Below are 14,915 nucleotides of genomic sequence, written 5' to 3'. Positions count from 1 at the left end.
AATTCAAGAAGGCTCTGCCTTTTATTAAATCAGATAAATAAGAGGCAGAGCCTCTATTGTAGCATTCCCAGTCTGAGACTGGTAACGAGATCAAACTTGTTGTCATGAAGTTATAGATTTATTTAGTGGGTTATCTTCTCATTTTCTTTATTGTGACTCAATTACCAGGAGGTAACAACATCCGCCCCTCTATTTTTTCCCAGGTTTCACGAGAGACGGATAACGCAGCATCTTTACATTGAATAATTAGATAATTAGCATAAAGATAATTCTCTAAAGCCTTGATTTCTTCCTTAGATAAATTTACCATTTCTGGGGTGAGATTAAAGCTTTTGAGTAGGGTTTCTATCAAGTTTTTAGCCAAATTTCGATGTAATTTTTTGGTTTTGTTACTATCAGGAGTATTATTTTTTTTTATTGTCTTTAATTCAGTAAGTAACGCAGTTAAATTGAGGTTTTGATTATATATTTTTAATTTTTCTACCACCTCAATGTATTTAATGGACTCAGTAATCGCGATGGCGATGGCGTAGGCGTTGGCGATGGCGTTGGCGATGGCGTAGGCGTTGGCGATGGCGTTGGCGATGGCGTTGGCGTTGGCGTTGGCGTAGGCGTAGGCGTTGGTGTTGGCGTTGGCGATCGCAACTGCACGTTTACCTACTGGTTTATAATTACCTTGAGAACCTACAGTGACTTGTTCCGCCCAATTTAATAAACCTTCTAATTTTGGGGTGTTGATGTATTTTTGTGCTTGCTTTTCCATTAATAACAACAAATCATCAGCACCACCACGCATAACCCCAGCCACTAATAAAAACACCTCTTTCCAGCGTTTATCTGTCAGGTGTTCAGTGACTAATTTCTCAACTAGACGATGATCATCAATATATTGGGCTGTTAAATATTCCTGTAGGGTTAGATGAGAAAATGAATAAACATCTCTAGCACGTTCTACTAAAATTCCTTGTTCAATAGTGATAGCATCCAATAGTTTACCAGCATCTAAATTTTGGGTAATATTACAATTTTTATCTAGAGACTGTTGTATTTGCTTTAAGACCTCTTGCTGAGAAAAGAAAAGTTTATCGGCTGCAAAATAATGATATGCTATCTCCGCCAACATACTTTTTTCTAAATTTATACCCAGTTGACGATAAACAGGTTCATTGGGTAATCTTTTTTCTGCTGCCCATCTTCTCAATAAAATATCTAAAGCATTACTATATAAAGTAGCTCGTTTTTTCGGTAAATCTTGAGATTCATCATATTCTAAACATAGAAAAGTTAATAACAAGGGAGTTCGGGCTAATTCTTTAGTAGCTTTTTCACTTTTAATTTTATGCCAGCATTTTTGGGCAGTTCCTAATTTTTTATCTACTTCTGAATAAAACCAGTTATTAATAAATTGGGAAATTTGCTCATCATTAAAATCCGCAATAATAAATTCTTTAAAGTTACTGAACTTATGGCGATAAGCAGCAGTACGGCAAGAGATCACAAATTTATTTTGTTTGTAATGCTCAACAAAATCCTGTATTTTATCAATCACCAATTCAAAATTTCTATTTGGTACTTCGTCTAAACCATCTAACAGTAGTAATAATTGACCTTGCCTTAATACTTGATTAGTAAATTCTTTTGCTAATGGTAAATTACAAGATAAAAATTCTGGCTGAAGAATATCATAAATATCAACTTGATCAGTAGTAAATTGTTTCAATTCTAGTAAAACAGGGATAAATTCACCCTGAATTTGTCCAGATTTACCTTTAAGTGCTTCTAGTCCTATTTTCCTTAAAAAAGTAGATTTACCTGCACCCGGTTGTCCCAAAATCATTAAATGTGCATATTGATTAGCAATTATCATTCCATCTTGTCTTGCAGATTTTTCATTAGCCAATCTGCGATTATCATTTTTACGAAAGTTTTTTTCTGAATCAAAATCCTGAATTTGGTCAGGTTGTAAACATTGGACTTCTGTATAAATATCATCTAAATTTACAGGTTGCGGCATTCCCAAAACTCGCAACCGATTATATCGCTTTTGATAGTTAAGAATGTATTGTTTAGATGCTTGATAAATTAACTTTTTGGTTTTCTCATCTAACTCACTTCCCAAGATTTTAATATACAATTCCGCAAAATGATTAACTGCTTCATCTGGGGCAATTTCTGGTAATCCTATTAATTGATCTAAACTAACATGATTAACTCCAGATAATTCTAATGAGCGTAATATATCCGTTGCTGAACCTTCAACAACTAAAACACGGCTCATTGTGCCGCCTTGGGTCGTTAAAGATATTTTTTGTAGTTCTTGAACTGTGTCACCTATAACTTGAGAAATTTGAATTTTACGCTGTTCAATTAACGCATTTCTGTAGGCTGTAGATGATGGAAAATCAGCAGGTTTTAAATTTAAAACACCTTGATTATTCCTGAGTTGATTGTCATCACCCAAGGTCATAACTACCCGCATTTTTTCATCACCCCTTGCATTCATTAAAGCTTCTTCTAGCAAAGGGTCAATTTTAGCAATGTGGTGTTCTTTAAGGTTCATATAGTGCTTTTGGTACTTGAACTAAACCTTTACCTTGGCGTTCTTTATCCAGTCCTAAATCTTTACAATTCGTCAAAATTTCATCTAATAAATTTAGCACTGAGATATTTTTATTATACTTCTCTAATACTAAAGCCGCTACACCAGAAACAATCGGTGTGGCCATAGATGTACCATTCCACGCTTCATAACCTCCACCCAAGACAGATGAATAAACGCTTTCTCCCGGTGCAACTACATAAGGAACATTATAAGATTGGGAGTCATTTGTGATGGTAATGGTAGTGTTACCGCTAAAGTATGCAACTTTATTTTTATTATTGATAGCACCTACCGAAAGTGAACCTTTACAGTTACCAGGTGTACGAGAACGGTTAAATCCTTCATTACCTACAGCACAAATGGGAAGTAAACCTACAGCTATTAAATCATCAATTAAAGAATTAAATAGCTCAAAATAACCTGCTGGTAAAGAAAGTTCACCCGCAGAAATATTCACTATATTGATTTCTGGTTGTAATGCTAACCAATTAAACCAAGATATCCAATCTGAGAGATTACATACACCATTAGGAAACATAATACTGTTGATGATTTGCGCTTCTGGTGCAACACCAACTTGATTTCCACAAATTAAACCTGCAACATGAGTACCATGTCCAACTGTATCTTCAAATGGTACGGTTTGAATTTCCTGTGTTCTGGGATTTAAACGATAAGATTCAATTATTTTATCTCTGATTTCTGGATGGTTGGCATCTATACCAGAATCAAGAACAGCAACAGTTATTCCTTTACCTGTACCTGTAAATCCTTGCTGACGTGCGGTAATCAGAGATATAGCTTCTAAATGCCAAAGATCATCTACATTTATTGTATCTTTTTTACCTGTTAAATTTCTTTCTGGCTGAATTAACCCTATTTGGAAATCGCGTAAAATTAAAGCATTAGGTAAATCTTGACTTACTTTGTCAATTTCTTGATCAGGGATATCAACTATTTTTGTACCTGTAATACTGATCCGATTTTGATACTCCATGAGTGTATCTGCATCTTTTGAGGAGGATATTATTTCTCTAATTACACCGCCACTGCCACAGAAGGGATCTAAATAAGAATTTATTTCTTGATATACAGGGTCTTGTTGCCAAAAATTCACCACTTCTGCAACTTGTGAAGGACGACTTTCAGCCGTAAATTTTCTCGATGCTAATTTTAAAGAACGCGCTACTGATGTTGTCTTAGGACGAATAATGTAAACACCCATCAAATACTCCTCACACCAACCTGAATGATAAACACTGGTATTAGCCCATAGTATAGTCATTTTATGGGATTATCAGTTAATATGTTTAAAAAATATTATTTAACAGCACCCAAACCCTATTATGACCAACAAAACCAGCTTTTGATTTTCCTATGAGTGTTTTTGGCGGTTTACAAGATCCAGCATTTACTGATTATGAATTAGAATCATGGCAAGAACATACAAATGCTGGTTTTTCTTTACATAAATTTCCAGGTAATCATTTTTTTTATTCGTAACTATGATTTTTTTCTACAATTAAGAAAATTCTTAACTACAGCTATAATTGCCTTCTTACAATTACCAATTACCCATTACCAATTACCACCCCCAACAAATATGATAAGTATTTCACAAGATATGATATAATTGCATTTGTAAAAATAGTGATTTACTCAGAAAATAACAGTAAATTTTTAGTAAATTTGGGACTGATTAAACAATGAACATAGATAATAATACGTTAGATTTGCTCACAGGAGGATTAGCGATTGCTATTCTTTTAGGTGGTATGGTGATGATGTTTACAACTGTATTCACTACCAAAAGATAAGAAAATTTACCTCACAACTTCCTCACAAACTAATGATAAATTCTCAATAAGATTGGTTGAAACAGTCTTTTTGTGAAGCGTAAGTCTTTAGACATCGTTCAATCCTCTTGATTTATCAATAGGTAAAACTTTCGACTTTTGAACGCATGAATTTTGACTTGTAATTTGATTTGTAAACTGTCACCTGCTATATCAAATTAGGCTAAGTTGTGAGGTAGTTATGAGTGAGTCACTATCTGTAGAAAAACCTCACTGTACCGCAGTTTATGGACCGGTAAAATCGTGGAGATTTGGGCGATCGCTTGGTATTGATCCTATAGGGATAATATCTACCTGTTCCTTTAACTGCGTTTATTGTCAGTTAGGGAATATTCAACACCAAACAACTCAGCGACAGATGTTTATACCTACTAGCCAAATTATCTCAGAATTGCAAGCGATCGCACTCCGACAAATACCATTAGATGTAGTAACTTTTAGTGGTAGTGGTGAACCTACTTTAGCATTAAATTTAGCTGAAATTCTCACAGCTACAAAAGAAATCTTTAAAGAACCAGCAGTAGTATTAACTAAAGTATTAACTAATAGCACATTGTTAGGTGATAAATTAGTCCGTCAAGCTTTATCAATAGCGGATATTGTTGCCGTTAAACTGGATGCTGTTTCGTCAAATAAACTACAGCAAATTAATCGTCCTCTAGAGACAATTGATTTACCAAATATTATTGAAGGAATTACACAATTTAGACAAGAATATCAGGGAAGAATGGCAATACAAACGGTGACTGGGGACTGGGGACTGGGGACTGGTGACTGGGGACTGGTGACTGGGGACTGGTGACTGGGGACTGGTGACTGGGGACTGGTGACTGGGTAATCAATTTTATTTTTTCCTATTACCTATTACCTATTACCTATTACCTATTACCTATTACCTATTACCTATTACCTATTACCTATTACCTATTACCTATTACCTATTACCTATTACCTATTACCTATTACCTATTACCTATTACCTACTTGCTTACAGTTGTATTTTTCACGAGTTACATAAATATGGCAACAACAAAAACAACAACAGAAATCTTATCAGCACTGAAACAAATTCCCGATGGTTATCTTAACATCATGGGTTATGTTGATAAATCAGAAGTGAATGGTCCTGGTTGTCGCGCTGTGGTTTGGGTGCAAGGTTGTCCGCGTGAGTGTGAAGGTTGTTTTAATCCCGCATCTTGGGAATTTGAAATAAATCAATTAGTTGCGATTGATAAACTAGCGGAAGATATTATTAAAAACCCCCATAATACAGGTGTAACTTTTTCTGGTGGAGAACCATTTTGGCAAGCTTCCGCATTAGCTAGTTTAGCACATAAAGTTAAAGCCGCTGGTTTAAATGTGATGGCTTTTACTGGTTTTACTTTAAAAGAATTACAATCTGAATCTGCACCTCCTGGTTCTCAGGAATTATTAGCAGAATTAGATATTTTAATAGATGGTCCTTTTGTCCAGTCTTTAGCTATTAATTCTCCTTTGTCTCCGGTTTCTTCCAGAAATCAAAAAGTTCATGTTTTTAACCCAGAATTTAAAGATCAAATTAGTTGGGCGAGTGATCAAATAGAAGTTCATATTCTCAAAGATGGCGATCGCATTGTGACCGGTTATCAAGGTTGGTTAGAATTAACCTAATCGTAAGCATTCAGCTATCAGTAATCAGCTATTTTTCAGTCAGAGAGATACTGAGTTAATGAGATCAATTTCCAGCCTATTATTGATAGTTTTCTTCTTTATTGCTGACTGCTGATAGCTGACGGCTGAATGCTTAACGTTTTTAGGACATCTATGAATATAATAATGAAACTCCCACTACCTAATTCATTGCCAAACTGCCTCAAAGCAAGTTACAATAAAATTACTACATCTGACTTTATCAGAAGTTTTTAAGAAAATCCTAGAACTAATTAAAGATATCCAAAGAGAACCATTTTCTGGTATAGGTAAACCAGAACCTCTAAAATATGAATTACAAGGTTATTGGTCACGACGAATTACAGATGAACATAGGTTAGTTTACAAAGTTGAAGAAGATGTATTGATTATTCTGTCCTGTAAATATCATTATGACTGATGAAAACTAATAACTGATAAATGAAATTAACACCAAGTTTGTACAACCCGACCTTTAATTTCTTTGCCAAACCAAGGTGTATTATCAGCAAGTGAACAAAGATTTTGTCTATTTACTGTCCAGATTTTTTCAGGATCAAATAATGTCAATTCTGCTTTTTCACCGGGTTTAATCGCTTTCATTTCTTGTTGTAAACAAGCTGCGGCTTTATTACTCAAAACTCGCCATAATTCTACAGCTGTAAATTCCCCAGTTTCTACCAGATTTTGCCACAATAATGGTAATGCTAATTCTAAACCAATTGCCCCCGCTGGGGACTCTGCAAAAGCTTGTACTTTCTCTTCATAGGTGAACGCTGCATGATCAATAGCGATCGCATCTATTACACCTCCACGCACACCAGCACGCAAAGCTTTAACATCAGTAGCATTACCTAAAGGTGGTTCTAAATGCAAGCTAGTATGATAACTCTTAATATCTGCGGTGTTCAATAACAGGTGCATCCAAGTGGTACTAGCTGTCACTGGTAAACCCTGAAATTTTGCAGTAGCAATTAATTCCACACTCCGGGAAGTAGAAACCCGCATAATATGTACAGGTGTCCTAATTTCCGCGACTAATTCCAATAAAGCAGCGATCGCACTTGTTTCCGCACTAGGAGGAACAGGGGGTAAACCGATACGCAACGCCTCCGCACCTTCTCGGATTGTACCATTTAAAGACAAAGAGCGATCGCAGGGAGAAAACGCCACAACTTTACCAAAAGGTTGCAGATATTCTAAAACCCGTCTGACTATACCCAAATTTTCCCAAGGTTTCCCATCCGTAAAACCCACAACCCCAGTAGTAACTAAATCCGCAAACTCAGTTAACTGTTTACCAGCTAAATCTAAAGTCATTCCCCCCCAAACCTGAAGATGGGGTGAACCTTTCTCTACTCTTTTTTGCTGTAACTGTGCCACTAAAGCGGGATTATCAATAGCTGGATTTGTGTCTGGTAATACTGTTACCCTCGTAAAACCACCAGCAGATGCAGCTTGCAACAAAGAAACCAAAGTTTCTCTTTCTTCAAACCCTGGTTCGCTGGAATGACTATATAAATCAACTAAACCAGTACCTACAACTAAACCCCGACAATCTTTAATAACAGTATCGGCGCTAATATCGGAAATTTGGGGAGCGATCGCTTTAATTTGACCCTCAGCAATTAATACATCGGCTATTTGGTCAGTTTCCGAAACCGGATCAATTACCCTTACTTGTTGTAGAAGTTCATTTATCATGTCTGTTTTAATACTTAAAATATCTGTTCTAATTGGTAGTTGGTGATTAGGGAAGAATATAATGTGGGGTGGGCATCTTGCCCGCCCCAGATATGCTAATCAGCGCAATTATAATGCTCCTGCGGCTGTCTTATCTAACACACCACCACTTAAATGACCAGTAATATTCATCGCTTGCAACACGGGTAAACCACCAGCACCATTAGGGTAATCAATGACACTCACAGCCCCATTACCTTGACGGAAATTCCAGAAATTTTCCAGTGATAATCCTAGAATATGACAAAGCAAAGTTTTATTAGTCGCATCGTGGGCAACCACTAAGCCCGTTTGTAACTGATTTTTCTCAGCAGTTGCTAATATTGACTGCCAAGCGGCTACACTGCGTTCATGTACCTGTTGTAAATTTTCCCCTTCTGGCATTTGCACCTCAGCCGGAACAGTGCGCCACCTTTCCAACTCTCCGGGAAATTCCTGTTCTATTTCTGATTCAAATTTACCTTCCCAGGTTCCGTGACTAATTTCTCTTAAACCGTCCAATAACTGCAAATTAATCTGAGAATGGTGTTTAAGAATAATTTCTGCGGTTTCTTTGGGACGTGCCATAGTGCTACTAAAAGCAAAATCAAATGTCACATCTTTGAGAAACTCCCCAGCTTTTCCCGCTTGGCTTCTGCCATTATCATTCAAAGGTACATCAATTTGCCCTTGAAACTTACCTTGACGATTCCATTCGGTTTCGCCGTGACGTACTAATAATAACCTAAATCCTTGATGATTGGGGCGTAAACTCGGTAAAGTATCTCCCAGGTGTTGCGTTTGATTCATTGATTCTAACTGCACAGGTTCACCCAAACCACCAGCAAAATTTAACACACTAATGTTACAGTTAGACTGTTGTAGTCCATGATAACCACTAGGAGGAATACCCAAAGCCGTACTAATTAAAGCTCGGTTAATACCATTATGTCCAACTATAAGAATAGTTTCCCCTTGATGACGGGGTAAAATTTCTTGCCAAAACTGCTGTGCTTGTGCGTATAAAGCTAAAACTGGAAAATGTTCTCTTGTCCCATCTGCATCATTAATCATCATCCGCAATTCATGGGGACGTTTTTTCCATATACTATAATCATCAGGGAATTTCTCTTTGACATCAATAGATAACATTCCCGCCCATAAGGGTAAGTCTACTTCTACTAAATTTTCGGAAACTTGTATTTCCCCAAACTTTTCCACTAACTCACTGCAAATAATTTCTGCTGTTGTTTTAGCGCGGTTCAGGGGACTGGTGTAAATAGCCTTAAATGCTATATTACTCAGAGCTTTACCCGTTTTCCTAGCATCGTCTTGACCTTTTTCCGTTAAAGTTGACGCATCAGTACGTCCTTGGATACGTCTTTCAATGTTATATGTACTTTGACCATGACGCACAATGATGACACGAGTCATTAAAAAAACCTCTTCTCTCCAAAGTATTAATTTTACTGCAAAATGTTGCCAAATTATCTTTTGGGAGTCAGAAATTAGGTGACAGGTGACAGGTGACAGTTTTTACCCATTACCCATTACCAATTATTCCTATTGGTTATCACTTAAATCTAACTGTAGTTGCAGACCATCATTTTCATTCAAATTTTGATTTGCTGGTTGCAGAAAAATAAGAGTAGCAGGAATTGTGATTGATTCACTCAAGGGCAATTCTTCAGAAGTATTATTTTCCGTACCTTGATTATTTTGTTGATTAAAAAATCTGCTAAAATCATTTTCTGCACGACGATCATTAACATCAACTAAAGAATCACTTTTTAAAGTAAAATTTCCTTGATTAACTTGCTCAGTTGATTGTGCATAAACGGCACTATTCACACCAAAAACAGCCGCTACAATTGTTAAAATGACAGAAATTTTAGTTTTCATGATTTTGAGTTTTTTCATAAAAATATTCTAACTGGGGATAATTATAAATCATGCCCCAGATAGATTTGTAATGCTAATTACATATAATTTAAAATTAAGGAAAATTTTATATTTTGGACATTGAATTAATTATTCATCTTTATCTGTGTTTATCTGCATTCAATGATTCTTGATGTATTATATATGTTATATTGTAAAAAAGAAACATTGATTGGTTTGAGAAGATATGTTATTAAAATATGATACTCGGCAATGTTTACCCTCTGCTGAAGACTTACCAGATTCAGACGATACACCAGTCGATAACGAATTACAAGACTTAATACCAGGGTTACTAAAAACCATACTCGCCTTAATTTGGTCAGAAAGAATGGATTGGTTTTTTGGCGTAGATATGGGAATATATTATGATCCAGATAAACCAGCAATAGTACCAGATGGATTTCTGAGTATTGGTGTACCGAGAATTATTGACTCAGATTTACGTTTATCCTATGTGTTATGGGAAGAACAAAAACTACCAATCATGGTGTTAGAAGTAGTATCTCAAACTAGAAGGGGAGAATATACCCAAAAGAAACAAGAATATGCAGAATTAGGAATTTTATATTATGTGATTTATAACCCATTAAGAAAAAGGAAACAAAAGTTAGAGGTTTATAAATTAGAAAATGGCAAATATCAATTATTGCCAGGTGAAGCAGTATGGTTATCAGAATTGAATTTAGGAATAGGTAGAGAAGAAGGAAAATATCAAGGAATTACCAGAGAATGGTTATATTGGTATGATGAACAACGAAAGAGATATTTAACAGCAGAAGAACTACTGCAACAGGAAAGGGAACGGGCAGAATTTGAAAGGAAAAAAGCTGAATCTGAAAGATTGCGATCGCAACGTTTAGAAGAAATATTACGTTCTCATGGTATAGATCCTAATATTTAGTAAATACTTAGTAAGTAATAGATTTTTCCCAGGTGCTTGAATGAATGAAACTACCGCTAATTATGACGAAACATGGAAAGAAGCAATATCAGAATACTTTGAATCTTTTGTATCTTTCTTTTACCCCCATCTTCATCAACAAATTAATTGGCAAAAAACCCCGATTTCCCTCGATAAAGAATTAGAGCAAATTACAGCATCTTCCCAAACAGAAAAACGCTATGCTGATAAATTGTATAAGGTTTGGTTACTAGATAACCAAGAAGTTTGGATTTTGATTCATATTGAGGTACAAAGCCAATATGATAAAGAATTTTCCCAGCGAATGTTTATCTATAACTATCGCGCCTTTGATTTATATCATAAACCCGTCATCAGTTTAGCTATACTAGGAGATGAGAGTAAAACTTGGCGACCCAATTCTTATGAATACGGCATGGGAGAAAGCCAAGTTAAAATGACTTTCAGTAACGTGAAACTCTTAGATTATCAGTGGGAGCAATTAGAAGCTAGTGATAATGTTTTTGCTACAGTAGTCATGGCGCATTTAAAAACCAAAGCTACTACTAGCAATTTAACCCAAAGAGAACAATGGAAATGGAATTTAGTCAGAAGTTTGTATGAAAGGGGCTTAACTAAATTTGATATCATTAATTTAGGTAAGTTTCTTGATAAAATGATGACTTTACCAACACAACTAGAACTGGAATTTAAAAATAAACTTAATCAATACGAAAAGGAGCGCAATATGCCTTTTTTAAGCACAATAGAAGAAATGGCACTAGAAAGAGGTCAACAAATTGGTCAACAAATTGGTCAACAAATTGGGCAACAAATTGGTCAGCAAATAGGAGCAAAAGAAACACGCAAACAAGATATTATCAAAATTCTGCAAAATCGTTTTGATATTTTACCAGATGACCTCGTCAAATCTATCAATCAAATTGATGATATGTCTGTATTAGAAACCTTACTTTTACCCAGCATTAGCATCAATTCTTTAGAGGAATTTCAACAGTTAATTAATGAGAATTTGAGCAGTAATAATTAAGAGTCATCAGATCCCCAATTTCCTTTTATTATCCTGTCAATAAATTGTGACTTGAACGCAGAAGTCGGGGATCTGGGTGTTATTACTAATTACCAATTACCAATTACCAATTACCAATTACCCATCACCCATTACCGCTAAAACTGCTTTGGGTAATAATTTTTCTTTAAACCAAACAATTCTAGCAGGGACATTATCTAATTTTACACCTGCTTTTTCTAAATTCAATCTTTCCGAAATAGCTAATATTAAATTATCACAATTAGCACGGCGTACTTGAGAAAATTTTTTTTGTAAATATTCTGGTCGCCAATAACCGACAATTTCTAATAAAAAAGTTCTACCATCAGGATGTACCAGCCGAAAATCGGGAATCATCACACTTCCAGGAATAGGAATTAAATCAACTTCCCGTTCTAAAATCCAACCACTTTTTAAATTATCCCATTTATCAGCAAAAGATTGTTCTAACATACTATCATAAGGCTTACCTTGAGGATAGTGAGAGACTAAACCACATTCAGAATTGAGTGTAAACCTGCCAGTTTTCCATTCATTAGTATAAAAATCTCGTGTTTGTAAAGTTGCGGATAAACTCCATTTTGTCACATGAAGTAAAGCAGGAATTAATTTAGCGATCGCCAAACCATAACGGGTACTAGGACTAAACAAACTTGTCGGACCATCAATACTAATAGTAAAACCATGATCCGCATCACCTTCAATATAAGCCATTAACTGAAACAACTTCAAATAACGGAACAATAACTTATATTCTCCTGGTACATTGCGATGAGCATTTAACACCAAATGAGTAGCTTTATAAAACACACCTTGTACCTGAGACAAATTATAACGATGTAATAAATCTTCAGGTTTAGGAGCATCAAAAGAGGTTAAAATTTTATTTTCCGATAAATCAGCATAAAGACCTTCATGAACATGAACAGGTAAAACTTCCCGTTGTAATTCCCGACTTAAATCATCAGAAATTTTAGTTAAAATTACCTCTGTATTTTCCCGACTAGAAACAGATTTTGCAGCCAGAGAAAACACCCGTTCTCTTAACATAGCAGGTTCAAGAGGACTCACAACCTCAAAAGTGCAGAAACTACTTTTCAGAATATAAGCCAAACCGCGCTTCATTCGATAATCAGTAGTATCACCTTCAAAATCAGCCAATTGACGTTCAAGAACCCCTTGAGACTTCCTCACAGCATCCTGAAAAAACTGAATTAAATCACTAGCTAAACCCAAATGTTTATCATCAAGTTTCAGTCTCTTCGGGATAATTTCCTCCCCATTTTGACGATGAATCAATAACTCCGTTGTCAACATTTTTCTTATTAAGAGAATAATTAATTTCCAACTGTTCAGCCGCCCGCAAATCCCTTTGATTTTCTCTTTCCTTACCACCCCCATAAACAACCCTTAAATTACCCCTTCTATCCTTCTTCTTATCCTCTTTCTTCTCCTCCTGACTTTGCGTACTTTGCGTACTTTGCGGTTCATTCCCTCTTAAACCTCGTCTTCTAGCCGAAGTACCCTCCTCACTCGTATCTTCCGCCACAACTTCATATAAAATCGCCTGTTTATTTTCCATATTTCCCTTACGTAAAACCCGACCCAAACGCTGGATATATTCCCTTGCAGAACCAGTCCCAGAAAGAATAATTGCTATAGAAGCAGAAGGAACATCAACACCCTCATTTAAAACATGAGAAGCCACCAAAGTATTATAAATACCCTCCTTAAACTTAGTTAAAATTTCATGCCGTTCTTTCACAGGAGTTTGATGAGTAATAGCAGGAATTAACAACTCACCCGAAATACGGTAAACCGTAGCATTATCAGCCGTAAAAATCAACACTCTAGAGGGGTAATGTTCAGCTAATAAATCAGCAAGAATTCTTAACTTCCCATCAGTCCCCAGAGCGATTTCTTTAGCTTGACGATGTGCTAACATTGCTCTGCGTCCATTTTGCGATCGCGCACTCATTTGGACAAAAGTTTGCCAACCTTGCAAACTGCCCAAAGAAATGCGAGATTGCTTTAAAAAATCATTCCGAGTTTGAATTAACTGATTATATCTTTCTCTTTCAAGTTGAGATAATTTGACTTTTATCTGTATAACTTGATGTTCTGCTAAAGCCTTACCTGCCAAATCTTCAGCACGCTGCCGATAAACTTCTCTACCGATGAGAATATTTAAATCAGCGTGTTTGCCATCGGTGCGTTCTGGTGTAGCAGAAAGTCCTAAACGATAAGGTGCGATCGCATATTCCGCAATCACTCGATTAAAATCTGTAGGTAAATGATGACATTCATCAAAAATAATCAGCGCATATTTATTACCCAAACTTTCCGCATGAATAGCCGCACTATCATAAGTTGCCACTAAAATCGGTGTTCTATCCCGTGAACCACCACCCAACAAACCTAACTCCATATCAGGAAAAGCCGCTTTTAGGTGTGCATACCACTGGTGCATTAAATCCAAAGTTGGAACAACAATTAAAGTAGTGCGGGGTGTTGCTTCCATGGCCATTTGTGCCAAATAAGTCTTACCCGCTGCCGTGGGTAGCACCACCACACCCTGTCTACCTGCCAACTTCCAAGCCGCTAAAGCCTCATTTTGGTGGGGATAGGGAGTCATTTCTAAACTAGCGACTAACTCCAAAGGAGAAAATTCCTTAGCCTCATCAATAAAAAAAGTATCTTCTGCTTGCAGAGCTTCGACTAAACAACGGTATCTAATCGCGGGAATGCGGAATTTTTCAATTCTATCATCCCAGGTAGCAAAATCTATCCAAGCTTTGCAGCGTGGAGGAGGATGTAAAATTAACGTACCACGATCAAAAGTTAAAGTGGGGTTGCGACCCATGTTAGGTTTTCTCCCAACTCATTCATCTTTAATTACTCATAACCCAAAAAGTGCATGATTCCCAAAAGAAATTTTGGTATAAACCAACTAGAGGCGCTGTTAACTTCCGAAATATCGGACTTGCAAATAGGGTTTGCTGAAAAAGTTATCTGTGAATGACCAGTGACAGGTGACAGGTGCTACGCCACGGTGACAGTTTCAAGAGTTGGATAGGAACAATTTTTTCTTTAAGTAGGGCTTGCTGAATAAATTTAAATTTAATTAAGCATCCTTTATATTTGTATGTA

The 14,915-nt window shown here is 36.2% G+C and carries 13 protein-coding genes; 6 read left to right on the top strand and 7 right to left on the bottom strand.

Annotated features, from left to right (window positions below; translation table 11 throughout):
- Positions 1 to 157: 157 nt before the first annotated feature.
- The gene (locus H6F45_RS06100; protein ID WP_190346748.1) at positions 158 to 2,560 is read right to left on the bottom strand and encodes an NACHT domain-containing protein; all 2,403 of its coding nucleotides are present in this window, start codon (positions 2,558 to 2,560) and stop codon (positions 158 to 160) included.
- A complete protein-coding gene (locus H6F45_RS06095; protein WP_190346747.1) occupies positions 2,550 to 3,887 on the bottom strand; it encodes a S8/S53 family peptidase in 1,338 nt (445 codons plus the stop codon). Before H6F45_RS06095 ends, H6F45_RS06100 begins: the two co-directional genes overlap by 11 nt.
- 92 nt (positions 3,888 to 3,979) lie before the next feature.
- Between H6F45_RS06095 and H6F45_RS26940 the strand changes: the two genes are divergently transcribed.
- The 4 genes from H6F45_RS26940 (at position 3,980) to H6F45_RS06075 (ending at position 6,547) form a co-directional block, all read left to right on the top strand.
- A complete protein-coding gene (locus H6F45_RS26940; protein WP_265586217.1) occupies positions 3,980 to 4,105 on the top strand; it encodes a hypothetical protein in 126 nt (41 codons plus the stop codon).
- A gap of 534 nt (positions 4,106 to 4,639) precedes the next feature.
- On the top strand, positions 4,640 to 5,260 hold the full coding sequence (locus H6F45_RS06085) for a radical SAM protein (protein WP_190346746.1): 621 nt from the start codon (positions 4,640 to 4,642) through the stop codon (positions 5,258 to 5,260).
- Between the two features lie 218 nt (positions 5,261 to 5,478).
- Complete coding sequence (locus tag H6F45_RS06080; RefSeq protein ID WP_137666103.1) at positions 5,479 to 6,108, top strand: 4Fe-4S single cluster domain-containing protein; 630 nt, start codon at positions 5,479 to 5,481, stop codon at positions 6,106 to 6,108.
- 217 nt (positions 6,109 to 6,325) lie between these two features.
- On the top strand, positions 6,326 to 6,547 hold the full coding sequence (locus tag H6F45_RS06075; protein ID WP_272110409.1) for a Txe/YoeB family addiction module toxin: 222 nt from the start codon (positions 6,326 to 6,328) through the stop codon (positions 6,545 to 6,547).
- A gap of 26 nt (positions 6,548 to 6,573) precedes the next feature.
- Here H6F45_RS06075 and H6F45_RS06070 read toward each other — a convergent pair whose 3' ends face one another.
- The 3 genes from H6F45_RS06070 to H6F45_RS06060 all read right to left on the bottom strand — a co-directional run bounded on the left by H6F45_RS06070 (position 6,574) and on the right by H6F45_RS06060 (position 9,750).
- Complete coding sequence (locus tag H6F45_RS06070; protein ID WP_190346745.1) at positions 6,574 to 7,830, bottom strand: dihydroorotase; 1,257 nt, start codon at positions 7,828 to 7,830, stop codon at positions 6,574 to 6,576.
- Positions 7,831 to 7,938: 108 nt separating this feature from the next.
- Positions 7,939 to 9,282: a histidine phosphatase family protein gene (locus tag H6F45_RS06065; protein WP_190346744.1), complete on the bottom strand. Its 1,344-nt coding sequence runs from the start codon at positions 9,280 to 9,282 to the stop codon at positions 7,939 to 7,941.
- Positions 9,283 to 9,411: 129 nt separating this feature from the next.
- The gene (locus H6F45_RS06060) at positions 9,412 to 9,750 is read right to left on the bottom strand and encodes a hypothetical protein (protein ID WP_187040129.1); all 339 of its coding nucleotides are present in this window, start codon (positions 9,748 to 9,750) and stop codon (positions 9,412 to 9,414) included.
- A 226-nt stretch (positions 9,751 to 9,976) separates the two neighbouring features.
- Here H6F45_RS06060 and H6F45_RS06055 point away from each other — a divergent pair, with 226 nt between their 5' ends.
- Both H6F45_RS06055 and H6F45_RS06050 read left to right on the top strand, forming a co-directional pair.
- A complete protein-coding gene (locus H6F45_RS06055; RefSeq protein WP_190346743.1) occupies positions 9,977 to 10,693 on the top strand; it encodes a Uma2 family endonuclease in 717 nt (238 codons plus the stop codon).
- Between the two features lie 40 nt (positions 10,694 to 10,733).
- Complete coding sequence (locus H6F45_RS06050; protein WP_137666107.1) at positions 10,734 to 11,744, top strand: Rpn family recombination-promoting nuclease/putative transposase; 1,011 nt, start codon at positions 10,734 to 10,736, stop codon at positions 11,742 to 11,744.
- A gap of 117 nt (positions 11,745 to 11,861) precedes the next feature.
- Here H6F45_RS06050 and H6F45_RS06045 read toward each other — a convergent pair whose 3' ends face one another.
- Together H6F45_RS06045 and H6F45_RS06040 are read right to left on the bottom strand one after the other, a co-directional pair.
- Positions 11,862 to 13,082 carry a DUF790 family protein gene (locus H6F45_RS06045; protein ID WP_096571815.1) on the bottom strand — a complete coding sequence of 407 codons (1,221 nt, stop codon included), beginning with the start codon at positions 13,080 to 13,082 and terminating at the stop codon, positions 11,862 to 11,864.
- Positions 13,012 to 14,628 carry a DEAD/DEAH box helicase family protein gene (locus tag H6F45_RS06040; protein ID WP_137666108.1) on the bottom strand — a complete coding sequence of 539 codons (1,617 nt, stop codon included), beginning with the start codon at positions 14,626 to 14,628 and terminating at the stop codon, positions 13,012 to 13,014. The genes H6F45_RS06045 and H6F45_RS06040 overlap by 71 nt, the downstream gene beginning before the upstream one ends.
- Between the last annotated feature and the right edge of the window lie 287 nt (positions 14,629 to 14,915).

The sequence above is a fragment of the Sphaerospermopsis sp. FACHB-1194 genome (assembly GCF_014696235.1).
Classification (GTDB): Bacteria; Cyanobacteriota; Cyanobacteriia; order Cyanobacteriales; family Nostocaceae; genus Sphaerospermopsis; species Sphaerospermopsis kisseleviana.
Note: the sequence above shows the minus strand (reverse complement) of the source record. Positions and strands in the feature narration are given on the sequence as shown.

Coding starts and splice junctions, on each gene's coding strand:
- H6F45_RS06100 (WP_190346748.1), bottom strand. CDS start 2,560: ATGAACCTTAAAGAACACCACATTGCTAAAATTGACCCTTTGCTAGAA.
- H6F45_RS06095 (WP_190346747.1), bottom strand. CDS start 3,887: ATGACTATACTATGGGCTAATACCAGTGTTTATCATTCAGGTTGGTGT.
- H6F45_RS26940 (WP_265586217.1), top strand. CDS start 3,980: ATGAGTGTTTTTGGCGGTTTACAAGATCCAGCATTTACTGATTATGAA.
- H6F45_RS06085 (WP_190346746.1), top strand. CDS start 4,640: ATGAGTGAGTCACTATCTGTAGAAAAACCTCACTGTACCGCAGTTTAT.
- H6F45_RS06080 (WP_137666103.1), top strand. CDS start 5,479: ATGGCAACAACAAAAACAACAACAGAAATCTTATCAGCACTGAAACAA.
- H6F45_RS06070 (WP_190346745.1), bottom strand. CDS start 7,830: ATGATAAATGAACTTCTACAACAAGTAAGGGTAATTGATCCGGTTTCG.
- H6F45_RS06065 (WP_190346744.1), bottom strand. CDS start 9,282: ATGACTCGTGTCATCATTGTGCGTCATGGTCAAAGTACATATAACATT.
- H6F45_RS06060 (WP_187040129.1), bottom strand. CDS start 9,750: ATGAAAACTAAAATTTCTGTCATTTTAACAATTGTAGCGGCTGTTTTT.
- H6F45_RS06055 (WP_190346743.1), top strand. CDS start 9,977: ATGTTATTAAAATATGATACTCGGCAATGTTTACCCTCTGCTGAAGAC.
- H6F45_RS06050 (WP_137666107.1), top strand. CDS start 10,734: ATGAATGAAACTACCGCTAATTATGACGAAACATGGAAAGAAGCAATA.
- H6F45_RS06045 (WP_096571815.1), bottom strand. CDS start 13,082: ATGTTGACAACGGAGTTATTGATTCATCGTCAAAATGGGGAGGAAATT.
- H6F45_RS06040 (WP_137666108.1), bottom strand. CDS start 14,628: ATGGGTCGCAACCCCACTTTAACTTTTGATCGTGGTACGTTAATTTTA.